Below are 19,002 nucleotides of genomic sequence, written 5' to 3'. Positions count from 1 at the left end.
TGGTTTTCAATGATCATGCTCATGGTGGCCTTGATCGCTATCCTCACAAGTCAAGGAATCCTTGTGCGGATGACTACCGTCCTCTAATTGAATGGTGACATGGCCAATGCCCTGATGCTGCAATTGATGCTCAACATCACGAAGGATTTCTTGCCCATCTCTAATCGTCAAATTTTCATTTACTACTGCGTGGCAGGATAAAGCATTTTGACCACTTGTAATACTCCATACGTGCAAATCATGAATTTTGGAAATACCACTAATCGACTGGACACAGTTGATGATGGCATCGATATCAACATTTTCCGGCGTGCCTTCCATTAGAACATGACAAGCATCACGCGTCACGCGCCAACCGCTTACCAATACCAAGACAGCGACAACCACACTCGCAATAGGATCAGCGATTCCCCAGTTGAAAAAGAGAATCAATAATGCTGCGATAATCGCACCGACGGACCCCAGCAAATCCCCGATAACATGAAGAAAAGCTGCCCGGAGATTCAAATTTTCTTCGGATTCCCCTTGCATTAAAATCCATGCAACAGCGATATTAACAATCAGTCCGATAATAGCCACGACTAACATGCCTGTGCTGGCAACGTCAGGCGGGTTTAAAAAACGTTGATAAGCTTCATAAATGATATAAAGGGAAATCAAAATGAGAACAATACCATTAAACAACGCCGCTAATATTTCAAATCGTTTGTAACCGTAAGTCTTATTTAGGTCCGCATTTTTTTCACCAAATTTAAAGGCTAATAGACCCACAGCTAAAGAAACGGCGTCACTCAGCATGTGACCAGCATCAGAAAGCAAGGCTAGACTATTTGTCAAAAACCCACCGATAACTTCAACCAACATAAATGCAGCAATAAGAATAAAACTAATGAGTAGTGCTTTTTTGTTCGCGTTATGAGAATGATCGTGTCCATGTTCGTGACTCACTTTTTCTCACTCCAAATTATCATATATGAACATGTGCTCATATATGATTGTATGAAAAAAATCGAAGTATGACAACCAGCTTTTTATTATTATGGCTTTGTTAAAAAGTTATTTCTTCTTTGCAGCACATTTCCCTTATTTCATTATATTCCTCATCATCATATCATGCTCAATCTGTTTGTTTCCCATTAAGGAATGATATGATGGATAGTAAGCAATGAACAAAAGGGGATGCTTATGACAGAGAACCAGTATGAACACTTAGATCAAGAAACGTTATTCATGGTTTCGCAAACCTTTAAAGCCTTATCTGATCCGACACGGATTAAAATTTTGCATTTATTGTTTCACCGAGAATGTTCCGTCAATGAAATTGCATCAGAACTGGAACTGACACAGTCTACTGTCTCGCATCAGTTGCGGTTTTTAAAAAACTTGCGTCTCGTCCAATTTCGACGATCAGGAGCCTCCTTTTATTATTCCCCTGATGACGACCATGTCATGAATGTTTTACAAGCCACGATTAATCATGCCCTGCATATTTAAAGCGTCCGAAATCACGGACGCTCTGACACTATAGTATGACATGTATTGAGAATTATCATGACTCACCATGCATGACTCCTACAAGTCCCTCGCACACTAAGGATGGCATTTTACGGAGAGGAAGGTTTTATGTCATCCAATAAACGAAATGATCCGGACTTAACTGTCAACGTCGGTGAACATCAATTGATCGTTCATCACAGATACGAAGTTCTAACCATTTTCAATGAGGTCTTACTAGCCATCACGTTCACGGTTGGAAGTATTTGTTTTCTCATAAGTAAATGGGAAGACATTGCAGCATGGCTGTTTCTTATTGGAAGTATCCATATGGGCATACGCCCATTTTTAAGAATGTGTCGGCACATTCACTTGAGAAAGGGACGCCGCAATCTAGCTAAACATATGAGTAGCCGTTAGGATTTCTTAGCATACACAATATGAAGCATGTGATTAATTTGTCTCGTTTTCACGTCGTAATCTAGCGTCTGCAGGAAATCAACAAGCTGGAAGCGGTTCGCAAAGTATTCATCATTGATGGCGTCAATAGCATCAACATCGCCGGCTTGTTCATAGTCATGGATCACTTGCCTGCGATTTTTTTGATCAATGAACATAAGATCGGCGATGCATAGACGTCCACCCTGCTTTAATACACGATCCATTTCCTCTAATGCTAAAAGCTTATCATCATCAGGTAAATGATGAAGCGCATAACTCGTTCCAATCGCATTAACAGTATGATCCATTAACGGCAAAGCGAGAAAGTGCCCTTTCCGTAAATCGAACGCTGGATGTTTTTCGGCACAAACCTTCAACATTTCCTCAGATTGATCAATACCAATGATGGTTGTCGCTTGATCTTTCCAATGATCAGCTAAATTACCCGTACCGATACCAATGTCAAGCAACACATCTCCCGCTTGGGGGCAGAGCCAATCAGTGGTCATTCTTAAGGCTTGCTGATAATCTTGATGAATATTGAAGCGATAGCCCGTCGTTTTAATGCTCTGATCATAGCTACCTGCTTGACTGTCAAAATCCCACCGGTCATTCCAATCTTTGCGTTTATCCTTTAGTGATTTCAAGTGCCGGGCCAGTACCGATAAGTCCTCAGGATTTAAACAAACGTTTGATTGACGCTGAATCACATCATCCAGAGTCGCAAGCATATCCTTCATTTCTAACCATTCTTCATATAATATAGACCGTTGGATATCCAGATATCTTCCTATATCCTCATTTTCATGATTCAATAAGTGTTTGATTGTCTTAACAGGTATTCCAAACTGTCGTAACGCCAAAATGGTCTGTAACCGCCAGAGGTCATGATCGGTAAATTCCCGGTATTGATTATCTGCCTTTTTCTCCGGCAGTACGAGTCCCTGCTGCTCATAATAGCGAATTGTTCTAGGTGTTGTATCTAAATGCTTGGCAGCTTCTTTAATTTGCACGAGCTCTCAACTCCCCTTTCGCCTTAACTATAAACGTTAACGTTGCGTTAATGTAAAGGGGGGGGGTAAAACATCCACATTATAAGGTATCAAACACCTTATAAAGAATCCCCCGAGGTCTCGGGGGATTCTTATGGTAATTAACCTTCTAATAACAATGTTTCCGGATCTTCAACCAGTTCTTTCACCTTAGCTAAGAAACTAACCGCTTCTGAACCATCAACTATGCGGTGATCGTAGGACAAGGCAATATACATCATCGGGCGATTTTCCATTCGCTCATTATCGATAGCAACCGGACGCGTTTTGATGGTATGCATGCCTAAAATACCTACTTGTGGTGCATTCAAAATCGGCGTCGACCATAGCGAGCCAAACACCCCACCGTTTGTGATTGTGAATGAACCGCCTTGCAACTCTTTCAATGTTAACTTGTTGTCCCGAGCCTTGGTACCTAAATCACCAATTTCCTTCTCAATACCAGCAAAGTCGCGTTTATCCGCATCGCGAACAACAGGAACCACAAGACCTTCCTTGGCTGATACGGCAATGCCGATGTCGTAGTATTTTTTAAGCAACAATTCGTCACCTTGAATTTCAGCATTTAGGTTTGGAAATGCCTTCAACGCACCGACAACAGCTTTGGTAAAGAAGGACATAAATCCAAGTTTCACATCATGCTTTTCAAGAAAAGTATCTTTCCGGCGTTTACGCAATTCCATAATGTTAGTCATATCAACTTCATTAAATGTTGTTAACATGGCTGCATTATGCTGGGCTGCAACCAAGCGATTAGCGATGGTTTGGCGCCTGCGTGACATTTTCACCCGCTCAACCGGTTTGCTGTCTGATTGTTCAGCTGGTTGCTTTTGGCTTTGGGATCCACTTGCTGTCTGACTAGATGATTGTTTGGGTTGTTCCGAGTGTGCCTTAACATCTTCAGGACGAACTCGGCCGAGCGGATCTTTACTTTGCACGGCGCTTAAGTCAATCCCTTGTTCCCGTGCCATCTTTCTAGCTGCCGGTGACGCAACAGTACGCCCGCTGTCATCATTACTTTCAGACGCAGCCGGTTGAGGACTTTCATCAGCTGCTGAGCCGGAGTCATCCTGCTTTTGACTACCTTGCTCGGTAGCAGCCGAATCGTTATCAGTATTAGCCGCTGCACCGCTACCTGAGCCTAAAACAGCAATGATTTCACCAACTTCGACTGTATCGCCTTCTTGACGTTTAATCTCCTGTAATACGCCTTCATCTTCTGCGCTAATTTGAACATTGACCTTATCTGTTTCAAGTTCAACAACATCTTCGCCTTTAGTGACTTGATCACCAACGTTTTTTAACCATTCCGCAATCGTTCCTTCAGTGATGGATTCTGCTAATTCAGGTACTTTAATATCAGCCACGACCGCTACCTCCTATTTTTCATAGAAATAAAAACTATAAGCTCTTTAAAGCATCCAAAACGATACGTTCTTGTTCTTTTTTATGAATATCGGCTTCTCCGGTTGCCGGACTGGAACGATCCGGGCGACCGACATAACGGACAGAAACTCCCTCAGGCGACATCCCTTTAATTTTCGATTCCATATAAGACCATGCACCCATATTTCTAGGTTCCTCTTGTAACCAAACGATTTCTTCAAGATTCTCATAACGATTAATAACGTCTTGAATCTCTTTTTCAGGCAGCGGATATAATTGCTCAACCCGCGCAGCATGGAGCCAATCAAAATGATCTTCTGATTGATTCAATTGTTCTTCTAAGTCAACGCCGACTTTACCACTACTTAAGATCAGACGCTTAATATTCTCTGTTTTTTCCTCGGTGCCATTTGGTTCTAAAACCCGTTCAAAATGGCCTTCACTAAACGATTCAATTGATGAAGCAACATTCGGATTCCTAAGTAAACTTTTCGGTGTCATGAGTACGAGTGGACGTGCCTCATCTTTACCAGCAATGGCTGCTTGTCGGCGTAGAATATGGAAGTATTGGGCCGAACTTGTTAAGTTTGCCACCGTCCAATTATTTTCGGCTGCCGACTGTAAAAAACGTTCCAAACGTGCACTCGAGTGCTCCGGTCCTTGACCTTCGTAACCATGAGGCAAGAGTATGACAAGGCTGGATTTTTGCCCCCATTTTGCACGTCCGGCAGAGATAAATTGATCAAAAATCACTTGACCAGCATTGGCAAAATCACCAAATTGCGCTTCCCATAGAACCAATGTTTCAGGTGCAAACACGTTATAGCCATATTCAAAGCCAAGCGCCGAGGCTTCGGAAAGCGGACTATTATAAATGGAGAATGACGCTTTAGCTTCAGGGATTCCATGTAACGGTGAATACGTTTCGCCAGTTTTGCTGTCATGTAGAACAACATGCCGTTGAGCAAATGTACCTCTTTCAGTGTCTTGACCTGTTAGTCTGATCGGCAAACCATCCGCCAATATCGTCGCAAAAGCAAGCGTCTCTGCATGTGCCCAATCAACGGTGCCGCCGTCCGCAAACGAATCTTTTCGTCGCTCCAAAATGCGTCTTAATTTGGAATAGACAGTAAAACCATCCGGCCATTTTAACAAGTTTTCATTGATTTGTCGGAGTGATGCAAAATCAACACTCGTATCAATTTGAGGTAATCCCTTAGCCACTGGCTCAGGAAGTTCCATTTCTTCCACATCATCTCCACTGTCAGCTTTTACTTTATCCATAACTGATTGCATTTGGGAGTGGAGGTCTTGATCCATGGCTTTGAATTGGTCTTCACTAATAACACCATCAGATACAAGCGTTTGTCCATAAGATGTTTTGACGGTCGGGTGTTTTTTGATTGTATCGTAAAGTTCAGGCTGAGTCGCTGCTGGATCATCCATTTCATTATGACCATGACGGCGGTAACCAACCAAATCAATTAAAAAGTCTTTATTAAACAACTTACGATATTTATAAGCTAAGTACATAGCAGAGAGACAAGCTTCAGGATCATCCGCATTCACATGAACAATCGGGATTTCAAAACCTTTCGCCAAGTCACTCGCATAGCGAGTCGAACGTGAATCGCGACTGTCAGTTGTAAAACCAAGTAGATTGTTGGCAATGATATGCACAGTTCCACCGGTTTGATAACCTCGTAATCGACTCAGATTTAACGTTTCACTGACGATCCCCTCACCTGGAAAAGCCGCATCGCCATGTATCACAACAGCGACGGATTTCCCAGAGTCTTGTTGCGGATAGCCGGCTTCATCTGTATCTTCTTGGGCTGCTCTTGTATAGCCTTCAACAACAGGATTAACAAATTCCAAGTGACTTGGGTTATTAGCGAGTGTTAAACGAATCCGTGCATCGTCGTTTTCTTCAATGGATCGATCGGCTCCAAGGTGATATTTAACGTCACCTGTCCAGCCGTAATTAATTCCTGTTGATCCCTCAGAAGGAACCAATTCCTTATTCGGTGAATGGTGAAATTCCGAAAAAATCTTTTCATAGGGTTTTTCAAGGATGTGGGCAAGCACATTTAGACGACCTCGGTGGGCCATGCCAATTAATAGATCCCCTACTCCATCTTTGACACCCTCACGAAAGATTTCATCTAACATGGGAACTAAAACATCAACACCTTCTATGGAGAAACGCTTTTGACCAACAAATGTACGTTGCAAGAAATCCTCAAATCCTTCAACTTCGGCCAAGCGCTTGAGAAGAGCCACTCGTTCATCATTGGTCAATGCACTTTTGATCGTACCGGACTCAACAATTCGATTCAGCCACTCCCGTTCTTCGCCGTCTGGAATATGACCAAATTGGAAAGAGAGGGTCTTGGTATAAATCTCACGCAATTCATTAATGACGTCTAAGCCATTTTCAAGATAATTGGGAGCTTCTTCCCATATGACTTTAGCTGGTATCGCTTGCAAGTCCTCTTCTGTTAATTCATAGGTATCGAGATTCAACAGTTGCTTGTCAGTCTGACTGCCAGCGGTATCCATACCTAACGGGTTAATTTGTGCATTCAAGTGTCCATAGGCGCGTATATTATCAGCCAATTTAACTGCAGCGACCACTTTATTTAAATCTGTTTGTTGATCGCCCGATGTTGCAGGTTGTTCCGTACCGGTGCTCAGAGTTGCAGGCGGTGGTCCCCAATTTGTAAATAATTCTCTCAATTCTGCTTCAACAGAATCTGGATCATTTTTGTACTGTTCATACTGATCAGCAACATAGCCCAGATTGGGACCGTAAAATTCTTCCCATGGTTTCTTTCCGCTAAAATTTCCGGTTGACATTGTCATACCCCTTACCATACATTTTAATCACTTAAAAGAATATTCCTTTGTGCTAAAACTTTCAAGACCATCAGATGATTTTTTTCGCCACAGACCGAATTTTTCACATTAACTCGATCCCACTCATATTATCATCCTCTTTTAGCCCTTTGGTCAAGTTAATCACTAAAGATAGTTCAATAAATTTTTGACCACTATGCTCCTGAATTCCTCATTTTCATTCCATATATATTAAAACACACTGTTAATGCTTGATTCAAAAAAGATGATACCCTAACCCTGAATTTTTTATAATAACCTCTTAATTCTTTGACAATATTTATTTAGACCGCATAAAATAAAGTTGAGCTTATGCAAAATTATTTTAATAAGTTAATAAGATAAGCCGCACGAAACATATGATGTATGACATAATATAGAGATAGTGATCCTTCCGATAGTCAATTAAAACTGTATTGAAAATGAGGAGGAAATCGTATCATGACGGTATTTAATGATTTAAACCCTGTTATGCAAGCCTTGATTGCGACCTTATTTACTTGGGGATTAACCGCCTTGGGAGCCGCAACTGTCTTTTTCACAAAACGTTCCAACCAAATGTTTTTAGATAGCATGTTGGCTTTCGCGGGTGGTGTAATGATTGCAGCAAGTTATTGGTCATTACTAGCACCCGCCATCGAAATGACTGAAACCCAAGGTTCTATACCCGCTTGGATTCCTGCTAGCATAGGATTTTTATCAGGCGGTATTTTCCTAATTTTAGTCGATCAAGTCTTACCATTCATTGATCAGGATAAATATTTGAAGGATATCAAAGACAGGCATGCAAAGCACCGGACAACATTGCTGGCTTTTTCCATCACCTTGCATAATATTCCTGAGGGGTTAGCCGTCGGTGTTGCTTTTGGTGCTCTAGCCACTAACCTCTCATCTTCTACATTAGCCGGTGCAATCGCTCTTGCTTTAGGGATAGGGATCCAAAATTTCCCTGAAGGTTTAGCTGTGTCCATGCCATTAAAGCGAGACGGCCTTTCCAATATGAAAAGTTTTATGTACGGTCAATTCTCCGGAATGGTCGAACCGATTGCTGCTGTTATTGGTGCCTACGCTGTCATTGTCATTGAGCCGCTGCTCCCCTATGCTTTAAGCTTCGCTGCAGGCGCTATGATCTTTGTGGTTGTTAAAGAAATGATTCCAGCTTCACAGGAAAAAGGACATGTCCAACTGTCTGCCATCAGTCTTATGATTGGCTTTGCGGTAATGATGGCCTTGGATGTTGGGCTAGGGTAAAAAAAAGGATCCCGAAGTTTCGGGATCCTTTTTCGAATCAAATTTAAAGTTTTATATATCTTGATTTTTCGGTTTTCTCACTAAACACATAATACCTGCAATTAAAAACAGAATACCTATAGGAATCCCTAGAAACATTGATATTAGCGTGCTTAAGACAGCACCGATAATGAATAACGTACCAGCCAATTTCGGCTTCTTATTCCCCTTGATAAAAATGATTGCGAGAATGCCTGAAATCATCCCTATAACTGCGGCAATTGTCGCAAATAACCCGTAGTTAGCGATCCCAGCAGTCATTTGATCAGCAGAAATAGACGATTGCATTTGCGATTGCTGATTGATTTGATTGGCAAAATCATTGATCATGTCTTGTTGCCCTTTTAGCCAAAAGAAAGCAAGACCCAAAATAAGCAGTAGTACACTTAAGATGGTGCCAATCACTCCTAAGGCTATTTCACCCGTTCTTTTCATCAATAACTCCCCTTTAAGTATGTCATTGTTTCAATCACGATATAACAATAATAAAAACGTAAAAAGTCGACAAGAAGTTTCATAAATATAGTATGTTTGACAATAAAAGGACCAGCGTAAGGACAATTAAACACTACTATCACATTATGGACACCTATTATCATTTATACCTATTTCCAATTTGCGAACGCTAACAATTGTATTATAATAGAAAAAAATCAATCTTCATAAAGGAGGCATTTAATGCAATTCCCAAAATTATCAGCATCCTGTCAATGGTTTTGGCATGAACACAATAAGACCAAGCAGCTATTGTTAATGTTTTCTAGTCGATCAACTGAGAAAACAATCAATGAAGTGTCCAATAACCGTACCAAACAAAGTAGTGATGATAATGGAGGCTACACACCTAAGCAATTAACGGGATTAATCTTAGGTCCCTTACTTTTCGTTCTCATCCTATTATTCTTTCACCCTGATGATTTATCCCCTGGAGGACGAGGCATTTTAGCTGGGACGATTTGGATGGCTGTCTGGTGGATTACAGAAGCGATTCCAATTCCAGCAACCTCTTTGTTGCCCATTGCGATATTTCCATTAGTTGGGGGCCTAAAGGTTGAAACGGTAACAGCACCTTACGGAAATGATACTGTGTTTCTTTTCATGGGTGGTTTTATGATTGCTCTAGCCATGCAAAAATGGTATTTACATAAGCGAATTGCTCTGGCTATCATCTCCGCCATTGGAACAAGTACCGATCGGATCATTCTCGGTTTTATGGTTGCCACAGGATTTCTCTCCATGTGGATATCAAATACAGCGACATCCATGATGATGATGCCGATTGGCTTAGCTATTATTTATCAATTGTCTGATTCGCTTAAGGAACAAGGTGAGGACACATCACAGGGCAATTTCAAATTCGGTAAGGCCTTAATGCTGGGAATCGCCTATTCGGCATCCGTCGGTGGTATTGGAACCATTATCGGTACCCCTCCGAATGCTGCCCTTGTTGGGGCGGCCGAAAATCTTTACAACGTCGAAATTGCCTTTGCGCAATGGATGCTGTTCGGTGTGCCGATCGCTGTTATTATGATTGCTTTAATTTGGGTTTATCTTGTCAAATTTGCTTTCCATATGAGCACAAAAGAAATGCCTGGCGGGAAAAGGGTCATTCATGAGGAACAAGATAAGCTGGGCACAATAAAATACGAAGAAAAAATTGTATTAACAATTTTTGCACTTACAGCACTTGCTTGGATTGCCCGGTCACTCTTCCTTGACGATTATATCCCGAATATCAATGATGCTACCATTGCCATGATTGGAGCTATTATTCTCTTCATCATACCAGCTTCCAGTAGTAAAGGATATATTCTAGACTGGGAAACGGCGGTTAAATTACCATGGGGGATTTTACTCTTATTTGGCGGCGGTTTTGCGATCGCTAAAGGGTTTCAATCTTCCGGTTTAGCTCAGTGGATTGGCGAACAATTGACCGTCCTCAATGGAGCTAATCTCCTATTAGTGATCTTCGTCACTGTGTTACTTGTGATTTTCCTGACCGAAATCACTTCCAATACGGCAACAGCCAACATGATGTTCCCTATTATGGGAGCTTTAGCTATGGCTCTTGGCGTTCATCCCTACGCCCTGATGATCGCTGCAGCTGTCGCCGCATCGTGTGCTTTTATGTTACCCGTCGCCACACCACCGAATGCCGTTGTTTTCGGCTCAGGTTATTTAAAAATCCCGGACATGGCTAAAGCAGGGGTCGTCCTTAACATCATCAGCATCGTACTTGTCACAATTTTTATTTATTATCTACTCCCAACAATGTGGGGAATTGACCTTCACCACATTCCGAATAAGTTTCAATAAGGATTTAAAACACCCGTCTCTCAGACGGGTGTTAATGTTTATCCATGGCTAGTATAATAATAGTTATGTATTGCAATTTGAACGAATTCTGTGGACAATAGTCTTTAAAATGTTCTATTAATTCAATCAAACATAAAATCAACTAATGATCAAAGGAGACAATGACATGGGAAATGCAACAGTCGGTTTTTTAGGACCTGAAAATACATTTACAGAAATGGCGGCAAGAGAACTTTTTGAACACAGCAGACGCCAACCTTTTTCAACAATTTCCGATTGCATGGATGCTGTGGCGCATGGTGACATTGATTATGGTGTGGTACCGCTTGAGAACACCATTGAGGGTTCAGTGAACCTGACTTTGGACTATCTCATCCATCAAACACCTTTATCTATTGTGACTGAGATTACGATTCCCATCCAACAACACTTTGTCACATATGATCATTCGAGGAAACTAGAAAACATCCAGGCGGTCTATTCACACCCTCAGGCGATCGCCCAATGTCATCACTTTTTAAAGGAATATGTGCCCAATGCTAAGATTCATTATATGGATTCAACAGCATCGGCCGCTGAATTTGTTCAGCAACATCCTGAGGAAAACTTCGCGGCTATTTGTAACGAATTAGCAGCCCAAACATTAGACCTCTATATTGCTGAAAAAAATGTCCATGATTACAAGAACAATCATACGCGATTTGTCACTTTAAGCCATTCGGGCGCCATTGACGCTACAGAACAACATGATGTTGATTATAAGACAACTTTCTTAGTCACCTTGCCGTCTGATTATCCTGGTGCCCTGCATCAAGTATTATCGGCCTTTTCGTGGCGGAGATTAAATCTATCTAAAATTGAATCACGCCCCATGAAAACCGGTCTCGGTCGTTATTGCTTCATTATCGATGTGATGCAAGGGATGGATGAAACGATGATTCCAGGTGTTAAAGCAGAAATTGAAGCCCTTGGCTGTAGTGTGGAAATTTTGGGGAGCTACCCTTGTTTTACTATTAATACACCAAAAGTCAAGTAACTATATTCAAATGAAACAAAGGATGCTCTGACATTCAGAGGCATCCTCTTCTTGTACGCTATGCTTGATTCTCCAAGACCCTAATAAATTCACGCATGTATTCTGGTAGATCTGGCGGACGGCGACTGGACACAAGATTTCCATCAACGACGACAGGCTCATCCAACCAAGTGGCACCGGCATTTTCCATATCATCTTTAATCCCAGGTGTACTGGTCACTTGTTTGCCATCTAATATCTTGGCTGAGATTAAAACCCAACCAGCGTGGCAAATTTGGCCGATTGTTTTTTGCTGTTCATTCATTTTTCGAACAATCGACAATACATCCTTATCACGTCTTAATTTGTCCGGCGACCAACCGCCCGGAACTAGCATCGCATCATAATTATTTGGGTCGATATCCTTAAAAGCAAAGCCGGAATCGACCGGCACACCATATTTACCTGTATACCCCTCACTAGCGCTTTCACCAGCAATATGAACTGTCGCGCCTTCTTCTCTTAAACGTAATACTGGATACCATAGTTCTAAATCCTCAAAATCCTTACTGGCAATTTGAACGACTTTCTTACCTTCCAGACGCATACAAATGCCTCCTTTTTTATCTATTTTCAATGATAAAAACGAGGATTGCAAACATCGTGCGGGTTCTGACTTTGAGTGAAACACCTTTTATCTGTACGCTTAATCAAACGTTTGTTTAACATTTCTCTCTTTAAGCTGGAAGCCCTCGCAAAAGGGATAAAGGGGGGCTTTAATAATGGGGGATAATTCTAATCAATACTATTCCAAGGTGTTAATTCTCTTGCCCAGGTTTATAGGCATAAGAACCTTGATCATTATTACTGGGGTCCTCTGAGTCCACGTCAAGTGTGCCCTGCTGGTTGACAGCAGCAAGTGTGATTTCATCAAGCACATTCATGGAATAACCTTGTGCGATTAACTGTTGCTCCAGCCATTCTCGATTTTTATCCAAGTATTTAAGATTATGATCAATAATTTGTCCATCTAAAATAATTGGGATAGGAATAAATGTGGGTGACGGACTTAATTGAATGTCTTTGGGCTGTAAGGGACGTGCCCTTGCCTTGGGGATAACGCTAAATTCTCCAACATCTTCAAGGGTGGCCATTTCAACATCCGCGACATTCTCATACCCTTTGATTCTCAACTGAGAAATCAACTCCGGTGTCGTCATCCGAATTTTTTTCAATCCTTTTTTATCAATATCACCATTTCGAATGAGAACGGTGGGACTGTCATTGAGCTTCCAACGCAGTTTATTATTTAGAACTAGATAGGTGAATCCAAAGTAACCTAATGTAAGGACTAATGCCCATACTGAGGCTTTCCACAGTGTTTTTGTAACAATGGGTTCACTAATAACTGTACCAAGAATGAGGACAAATAATAAATCAAAACTCGTCATTTGTGAAACGGCTTTTTTACCTGTAAACCTTAGAAGGACTAAACCAACGATAAATACAATGACTGGGGTTATCACTAAATCAAACAAAGTTCCCATGAACGTTCACCTCATCAATATTTTGCATCAAACCTTTCAATTTATGCTTAAAATGAAACACCCCTATCGTTTCCACAACAAGGGGTGTGATGTTTTGTCTTTTATGTTTTTAATTTTGCTTATATTGGGGTTCTTGACTTTGAACATATTGGAGCCGTGCATTTAGATTATCTAAGATGGTTTGCTGTTGTTGAGAAAGGTTTTGAAACATTTGTTTCGCATTTTGATCCTGAGTTTCTAAAGAAAAACTTTTTAAATTGGCTAATGTACTCTCACAGCTAGCAATTGTTTGTTCAATCTTTGTTCCGACCGTCATAATAAACCTCCTTTCGCCCCATAATATGGGCGTCATCAACGTTTTATATTCTTCAAGTTATTACCAAATGACTTTCCGAGTCCACGGTCAGGCCATGCTAATGAGCGGTTAACAAGGAAACGGGGCGATACTAAGATCAGTCCCGACATGACGATGGCGCATAAAATAAACGTCAAAATCATCGTCGTCCCGTTTATGACGAAAGAGTACCAAACGGCCGACATATTTTCAGGTGCATATTGATCAAAAAAGTAAACACCAGCAATAAAGTGGCAAAAATAACGTGCGAAGCTTCCAAGAAAAATAGCCAATAAAACCATAATGACAGCCGGGCGTTTTTTGTCTTCAGCGATTTGTTGTTGGACTTTATATACAAATAGACCAGCAACACCTACTAAAGGAAAGGCAATCAAGTACTCAATGAACGCTTGAACGATGTAAAGGATGGTGGCATCACCCAAGACGACTTGTAAAACGCCCCACAAAAGTCCAGAAAGCATTCCTGTTCTAAAGCCCCAACGCAATGCGACAACAAAAACGGGGATCATGGAGAATGATATTGATATACCCGCGGTCAATTGAATGGACGGAAGAAGGTCCAGCACCATAGCCATGGATGCTAAAATCGCCGCTTCAATCATCGCGTGAAGACGCATATTTTTCATAAAAAAACCTCCTATGTTGAGTTAGACAACGCACCCATAGGAGACCACAGAGACAGGAACTCGGACATACCTGTCTTCATCACATCCCTCCGCTAGCATTAACTAACAGGTTCGAAGGGTCAGAACGGTAAACCGTTCACTCTCAGCAAAACTGCTCCCCTAGTGATGCGTTTATTCAGTTATCTTTTTTATAACATGGTAAACGTTAACATTCAAGATTTTTATCCACTGCAATCTATTTTCCGCTGCGTTGCCACATCAGCATCATCATTAACATGGCAATCTGTGCTATATTCCACAACATCAATATCACACCCACGGCCAATATAAACATTGTCGCCGCGCACAATTTTGGCAACGGTGTTCTCTAGAATGATATAATGTCCTTCAATCAAATCAGCTTTTAAGGCACGTTCTGTTAGAAACAGATCTAATAGTTTACTAATAAATGACCAGCGTTGTCGCTTACGAATTTGAATCGATTCTCCTAGTATTTTATCCGCTTTAGCATCATGGTCCAGACGAACATCAATGGTATTAGCATTAAGCACACCACCCACGGTGAAGGCACCTTGGGCATTGAAGAGATCTGCCGTACAGTCCCCGCCAATTGTGACGAACCCACTGATATCAAGTGTTTTTCCCGTGAGATCCTTACCCACGCGCATCGCTCCACTACTTTCGAGCTGGTCAGTAATAACATGACCTGAAATATGGCTACTGCCACTGCTATCAATCGTGACCGCCGTCACATCACCATGAACATGCGATGACCCACTCAAATCAAAAGAATGAGTATGGATATCCCCTTTCACATGACTCGAACCCGAAGCATCAAATGTTCTACATTCAATATCCCCCGTAACTTTTCCCGACCCGCTGATGTCAACCGAGTCATAAAGACCACCGGCAACACTCCCACTACCGGAAATGTCTAGGTCCCTTAATTTTTCTCGTTCCATTTTATTCGCCCCTAAACTATCCTTTTCACTTAGAATAAATGAAAATGAAAATAAATAAAACGCTCTGTAGATGTATCAGCATTCAGTCTTAAGTCGGACCACAAAGGCATTTAATTTCTTGCAGATTGTCGGCTTGGGTGCCGTAGGCCTAGACAAACAACGAGCACACTCACAGCCAGACAAACCATTGCCACATAATGGAGGTGGGTAATATCTAAATGAGTATTAAATAACAGTCCGAGCAACGTAGATGATAAAATTGAACCCAAGTAACGACTTGTTTGGAACAATCCTGAGGCCGTTCCCGTTTCTTCAGCATTCACTTGCTCATAGAGTGCTGTCTGCATTGAGATATTATTGAAACCATTACTAATTCCAAGAATAACCATGATGATGATCAACCACCATAGCGGTGAAGCTTGATTCAATGTCAAGATCAAACCCGTTCCAACTAAAATCGTTACCGCTCCTGCTAATAATGACGGCTTGGAACCGCGAAGATCAATCCACCGGCCAGCAAGCGGGGCCACAATCACGCCACAACCAGCCATCGCCAACATGATGATCCCCGCTCTCCCACTGCTATAATTTCGAACCTGTTGCAAAAAGGTAGGTAAGCCAAAAAAGTAACAATAAAAAATAAGATTGATACTCATGAACTGAACATAGATCAATGTCACATTCACGTTCTTCTTCAATGCATCCAAATCAATAAAAGGCTCATGCCGGCGTTTTTCATAAAGATAGAAACTGCTTCCGGCAATGATCAGAATAAATAAGGTCCACCAGCGAATATCTGTCTTTAAAGAAAATAGAAACAGAATAAAGCTAATCATACTGACACTAAACAAAACGATGCCGCCGAAATCAATGCGGCCGAGTTCAATTTTTCCCATTCCCTTATTAGGTAAAACAAAAATAGCCATCAAAAACGAGACAATAATGAACGGAAAGTTAACTAAAAAAATCGCTGGCCAATCCCATGATTCAATTAAAAAGCCACCGATTGAAGGGCCGAAAGCAGCGGACGTTGATGAAAATACCGCGAGTGCTGCCAATGCTTTCCCTTGCCCCTCTGTAATACTTGTTCTGACCATAGACATACCACTTGGAAATAACGTTGAACTGCCAATAGCTTGGAGCACGCGAAACACGATTAACCAACCAAAACTGGGAGAAAACGGCGCAAGAAGCGATGCCAGAGCAACGACAACAAGTCCTGCCAAAAATAAACGTTTCGGACCGAACATATCACTGAGTTTGCCTGTAACAGGCTGGGCAGCCGCACTTGCTAAGTAAAAGGCAGAAATTAACCAAGACGCATCAGCAAATGACAACTGGAATTCACTTTGAAGCCGCGTTAACGCCACAGCGATCATAGATGAGTTCAAAGGATTAAGCAGCGTACCAAGGCCAATGGTCAAGACTAGAACCCATGACTTTGGTCTTTTAATTAATTCGGACATAGAATGACTTCATCACCTTACATCAATAACTGATTAAATCAATCATACGAAAATTTTGAACGTGATAAAATCTTTCTGCTCAATCACCAACTATTGTCGTATGTTTACCCACCCCTTATAAATTCAATAGATGTCGTATCACTCTTAATAACGATTTCGGATATGTATTTTTTTTAATAAAAATGTTATTATAAAATAAGAAGCTCAAGGAGGCTTACGTCAACTTAGCGCTTCTTAACTAGTCCAAACAAGCACTTTTTGATGTTGGCGATGAGTATAAAAGCGAATGATATCTGTTCTCTCATTTCAAGCATAAGAGTGAATAGATTTTATTTATTTTCACTTGTGCACTATTACACAAGGAAGTGAATCACTAACAGCACAAGGTGTTTGTCAAAAACCGCTGCAGTTATTGGAATCATCTTAATAACTATATATTCGTAGCGGTATCATTTTATAGCAAAGGAGACATCGGCTATGTCAGAAACATCGAATCAACAGCCTTCTGAAAATCAAGCTGCCGCACAACAGACTTCAAGTCAAGTCCAACGTGATGTGCTTGATCAACTGTTGAACCCTGAAGTTCAACAGTCATTGACGGTTCTCATCGAGAATCTTCCGAAGTTAACAGAATTGGTGACTGTGCTAACAAAGTCCTACGACACGGTTCAATCCTTAGCAACGGATGATGTCCTTAAGGAAGACTTCAAAGGAGGTTTTCAAGAAGTTCTTGATCCTTTGCAAGGCAAAGCAAAAGAGGTTGCTGCCAATGCTATTGAAGCAAAAGAACGTGCTGAGGACAGCGAAGAAACCATTGGACTTTTTGGTCTATTAAGATTGCTCAAAGATCCACAAGCCCAAAAGCTATTCCGCTTTGCGCAAGCTTACCTCACCATTATGGACGAACAAGAGCGGAAACAACAGTAATATTATCATGATCACGAACAAATGAAGAACGGAGGATGATTATGTCTAAACATATTGTCATATTAGGCGGCGGCTATGGCGGATTGTTGTCTGCTTTAACCGTACGTGAACATTTAAGTGCAGACGACGCTTATGTCACAGTCGTTAACCGCTATCCAACGCATCAAATCATAACAGAACTTCATCGTCTGGCCGCGGGCAACGTCGATGAAAAAGCCGTTGCTCTACCATTAGAAAAGCTGCTCAAAGGCAAAAATGTGGAGCTTAAAGTGGCCAACGTCAAAGAAGTCTCACCAGACAAACAAGAAGTGGCGCTTTCAAATGGCGGCACATTAAATTATGATGCTCTTGTTGTGGCCCTCGGCAGTCATACGGCCTTCTTCGGCATACCAGGATTGGAAGAGAACAGTTTCCTTCTAAAATCTGTAGACGATGCCAATCGTATCCGTAAACACGTCGAAAATCGCATTCGCGAATATGCGCAAACGAAGAATAAAGCCGATGCCACTTTCATTGTCGGCGGCGGTGGTCTAACCGGTGTTGAACTTGTCGGTGAATTTGCTGATCTTATGCCAGAGCTAACGAAAAAATATGGTGTCGACCCTAATGACATCTCACTCATGTGTGTCGAAGCGGCCCCATCCATTCTTCCTGGATTCTCAGAAGAATTAATTGAACGTGCAACTTCCAGCTTAGAAGCCCGCGGTGTCCAATTTTTGACCGGTCTTCCTGTAACAAAGGTTGAAGGCGACGCTGTCGAACTAAAAGATGGTCAAACCATCAATGCGAAAACATTAGTTTGGACAGGCGGTGTCCAAGGCAACCCGGTAGTTGCTGATTCCGGCATTGAAGTTAACCGCGGCCGCGCCGTTGTGAATGATTACTTGCAATCCAATTCCCATGACAACATCTTTGTAGCTGGTGACAGCGCCGTTGTTATGAAGGAAGATGGCAAGCCATATCCACCAACAGCCCAAATTTCTTGGCAAATGGGTGAACTCATTGGCTACAATCTCTATGCTTACTTAAAAGATAAGGCCTTCGATACTTTCGATCCTGTTATGTCAGGGACGCTGGCTAGTCTTGGCCGCAAGGATGGTATCGCGACAGTGGGTGCCAACAATACCCAATTAAAAGGTATGCCTGCATCTATGATGAAACAAGCCAGTAACGTTCGCTACTTATCCCATATTAAAGGCCTATTTTCCTTGGCTTACTAAAATTGAC

General features: G+C 41.6%; 18 protein-coding genes and 1 riboswitch. Of the genes, 7 read left to right on the top strand and 11 right to left on the bottom strand.

Annotated elements, in window-relative coordinates:
• Positions 1–6: 6 nt before the first annotated feature.
• Positions 7–948 carry a cation diffusion facilitator family transporter gene (locus B9Y89_RS03470; RefSeq protein WP_085521540.1) on the bottom strand — a complete coding sequence of 314 codons (942 nt, stop codon included), beginning with the start codon at positions 946–948 and terminating at the stop codon, positions 7–9.
• Between the two features lie 237 nt (positions 949–1,185).
• Here B9Y89_RS03470 and B9Y89_RS03465 point away from each other — a divergent pair, with 237 nt between their 5' ends.
• The gene (locus B9Y89_RS03465) at positions 1,186–1,494 is read left to right on the top strand and encodes an ArsR/SmtB family transcription factor (protein WP_085521538.1); all 309 of its coding nucleotides are present in this window, start codon (positions 1,186–1,188) and stop codon (positions 1,492–1,494) included.
• 129 nt (positions 1,495–1,623) lie between these two features.
• Positions 1,624–1,914, top strand: a complete 291-nt coding sequence (locus tag B9Y89_RS03460) for a YrhK family protein (protein WP_139822692.1) — start codon at positions 1,624–1,626, stop codon at positions 1,912–1,914.
• On the opposite strand, the gene B9Y89_RS03455 is transcribed toward B9Y89_RS03460, so the two are convergent.
• From B9Y89_RS03455 to B9Y89_RS03445, 3 genes are all read right to left on the bottom strand, one after another.
• A complete protein-coding gene (locus B9Y89_RS03455) occupies positions 1,911–2,948 on the bottom strand; it encodes a MerR family transcriptional regulator (RefSeq protein ID WP_085521535.1) in 1,038 nt (345 codons plus the stop codon). The two genes, B9Y89_RS03460 and B9Y89_RS03455, sit on opposite strands and share 4 nt — an antisense overlap.
• Before the next feature lie 140 nt (positions 2,949–3,088).
• Positions 3,089–4,354 (bottom strand): 2-oxoglutarate dehydrogenase complex dihydrolipoyllysine-residue succinyltransferase, encoded by a 1,266-nt coding sequence (odhB, locus tag B9Y89_RS03450; protein WP_085521533.1) that lies wholly within the window; start codon positions 4,352–4,354, stop codon positions 3,089–3,091.
• Positions 4,355–4,388: 34 nt separating this feature from the next.
• On the bottom strand, positions 4,389–7,232 hold the full coding sequence (locus tag B9Y89_RS03445; protein WP_085521532.1) for a 2-oxoglutarate dehydrogenase E1 component: 2,844 nt from the start codon (positions 7,230–7,232) through the stop codon (positions 4,389–4,391).
• Positions 7,233–7,709: 477 nt separating this feature from the next.
• Between B9Y89_RS03445 and B9Y89_RS03440 the strand changes: the two genes are divergently transcribed.
• Positions 7,710–8,522, top strand: coding sequence for a ZIP family metal transporter (locus tag B9Y89_RS03440; RefSeq protein WP_085521530.1), 813 nt, complete (start codon positions 7,710–7,712; stop codon positions 8,520–8,522).
• Positions 8,523–8,573: 51 nt separating this feature from the next.
• On the opposite strand, the gene B9Y89_RS03435 is transcribed toward B9Y89_RS03440, so the two are convergent.
• Entirely contained in the window at positions 8,574–8,996 is a 423-nt protein-coding gene (locus tag B9Y89_RS03435) for a DUF4064 domain-containing protein (RefSeq protein WP_085521528.1), read from the bottom strand.
• Between the two features lie 243 nt (positions 8,997–9,239).
• Here B9Y89_RS03435 and B9Y89_RS03430 point away from each other — a divergent pair, with 243 nt between their 5' ends.
• Positions 9,240–10,877 (top strand): SLC13 family permease, encoded by a 1,638-nt coding sequence (locus tag B9Y89_RS03430; protein WP_085521526.1) that lies wholly within the window; start codon positions 9,240–9,242, stop codon positions 10,875–10,877.
• A 166-nt stretch (positions 10,878–11,043) separates the two neighbouring features.
• Entirely contained in the window at positions 11,044–11,913 is an 870-nt protein-coding gene (gene pheA / locus B9Y89_RS03425; protein WP_085521524.1) for a prephenate dehydratase, read from the top strand.
• A 58-nt stretch (positions 11,914–11,971) separates the two neighbouring features.
• On the opposite strand, the gene B9Y89_RS03420 is transcribed toward pheA, so the two are convergent.
• The 6 genes from B9Y89_RS03420 to B9Y89_RS03395 form a co-directional block, all read right to left on the bottom strand.
• On the bottom strand, positions 11,972–12,499 hold the full coding sequence (locus tag B9Y89_RS03420) for a type 1 glutamine amidotransferase domain-containing protein (RefSeq protein WP_085521522.1): 528 nt from the start codon (positions 12,497–12,499) through the stop codon (positions 11,972–11,974).
• Positions 12,500–12,710: 211 nt separating this feature from the next.
• Positions 12,711–13,439 (bottom strand): DUF421 domain-containing protein, encoded by a 729-nt coding sequence (locus tag B9Y89_RS03415; RefSeq protein ID WP_085521520.1) that lies wholly within the window; start codon positions 13,437–13,439, stop codon positions 12,711–12,713.
• 109 nt (positions 13,440–13,548) lie between these two features.
• Entirely contained in the window at positions 13,549–13,755 is a 207-nt protein-coding gene (locus B9Y89_RS03410) for a DUF1657 domain-containing protein (RefSeq protein WP_085521518.1), read from the bottom strand.
• Between the two features lie 35 nt (positions 13,756–13,790).
• Positions 13,791–14,420, bottom strand: a complete 630-nt coding sequence (gene thiT, locus B9Y89_RS03405) for an energy-coupled thiamine transporter ThiT (protein ID WP_085521516.1) — start codon at positions 14,418–14,420, stop codon at positions 13,791–13,793.
• A 67-nt stretch (positions 14,421–14,487) separates the two neighbouring features.
• Positions 14,488–14,591: riboswitch (TPP riboswitch) on the bottom strand.
• A 50-nt stretch (positions 14,592–14,641) separates the two neighbouring features.
• On the bottom strand, positions 14,642–15,382 hold the full coding sequence (locus B9Y89_RS03400) for a polymer-forming cytoskeletal protein (RefSeq protein ID WP_085521514.1): 741 nt from the start codon (positions 15,380–15,382) through the stop codon (positions 14,642–14,644).
• 110 nt (positions 15,383–15,492) lie between these two features.
• The gene (locus tag B9Y89_RS03395) at positions 15,493–16,848 is read right to left on the bottom strand and encodes an MFS transporter (RefSeq protein WP_085521512.1); all 1,356 of its coding nucleotides are present in this window, start codon (positions 16,846–16,848) and stop codon (positions 15,493–15,495) included.
• Between the two features lie 477 nt (positions 16,849–17,325).
• Here B9Y89_RS03395 and B9Y89_RS03390 point away from each other — a divergent pair, with 477 nt between their 5' ends.
• Entirely contained in the window at positions 17,326–17,775 is a 450-nt protein-coding gene (locus B9Y89_RS03390) for a DUF1641 domain-containing protein (protein WP_085521510.1), read from the top strand.
• Between the two features lie 41 nt (positions 17,776–17,816).
• Entirely contained in the window at positions 17,817–18,995 is a 1,179-nt protein-coding gene (locus B9Y89_RS03385) for an NAD(P)/FAD-dependent oxidoreductase (RefSeq protein WP_085521508.1), read from the top strand.
• The last annotated feature ends 7 nt before the right edge of the window (positions 18,996–19,002 follow it).

The sequence above is a fragment of the Tuberibacillus sp. Marseille-P3662 genome (assembly GCF_900178005.1).
In the GTDB taxonomy this organism is placed as follows: Bacteria; Bacillota; Bacilli; order Bacillales; family Sporolactobacillaceae; genus Marseille-P3662.
This window is presented reverse-complemented; position numbering and strand designations above follow the sequence as displayed.

Excerpts from the sequence above, each read along its gene's own strand:
- B9Y89_RS03415 (WP_085521520.1), bottom strand. The coding sequence starts at position 13,439 with ATGGGAACTTTGTTTGATTTAGTGATAACCCCAGTCATTGTATTTATC.
- B9Y89_RS03395 (WP_085521512.1), bottom strand. The coding sequence starts at position 16,848 with ATGTCCGAATTAATTAAAAGACCAAAGTCATGGGTTCTAGTCTTGACC.
- thiT (WP_085521516.1), bottom strand. The coding sequence starts at position 14,420 with ATGAAAAATATGCGTCTTCACGCGATGATTGAAGCGGCGATTTTAGCA.
- B9Y89_RS03460 (WP_139822692.1), top strand. The coding sequence starts at position 1,624 with ATGTCATCCAATAAACGAAATGATCCGGACTTAACTGTCAACGTCGGT.
- B9Y89_RS03465 (WP_085521538.1), top strand. The coding sequence starts at position 1,186 with ATGACAGAGAACCAGTATGAACACTTAGATCAAGAAACGTTATTCATG.
- B9Y89_RS03385 (WP_085521508.1), top strand. The coding sequence starts at position 17,817 with ATGTCTAAACATATTGTCATATTAGGCGGCGGCTATGGCGGATTGTTG.
- B9Y89_RS03400 (WP_085521514.1), bottom strand. The coding sequence starts at position 15,382 with ATGGAACGAGAAAAATTAAGGGACCTAGACATTTCCGGTAGTGGGAGT.
- B9Y89_RS03420 (WP_085521522.1), bottom strand. The coding sequence starts at position 12,499 with ATGCGTCTGGAAGGTAAGAAAGTCGTTCAAATTGCCAGTAAGGATTTT.
- B9Y89_RS03410 (WP_085521518.1), bottom strand. The coding sequence starts at position 13,755 with ATGACGGTCGGAACAAAGATTGAACAAACAATTGCTAGCTGTGAGAGT.
- pheA (WP_085521524.1), top strand. The coding sequence starts at position 11,044 with ATGGGAAATGCAACAGTCGGTTTTTTAGGACCTGAAAATACATTTACA.
- B9Y89_RS03435 (WP_085521528.1), bottom strand. The coding sequence starts at position 8,996 with ATGAAAAGAACGGGTGAAATAGCCTTAGGAGTGATTGGCACCATCTTA.
- B9Y89_RS03445 (WP_085521532.1), bottom strand. The coding sequence starts at position 7,232 with ATGTCAACCGGAAATTTTAGCGGAAAGAAACCATGGGAAGAATTTTAC.
- B9Y89_RS03390 (WP_085521510.1), top strand. The coding sequence starts at position 17,326 with ATGTCAGAAACATCGAATCAACAGCCTTCTGAAAATCAAGCTGCCGCA.
- B9Y89_RS03430 (WP_085521526.1), top strand. The coding sequence starts at position 9,240 with ATGCAATTCCCAAAATTATCAGCATCCTGTCAATGGTTTTGGCATGAA.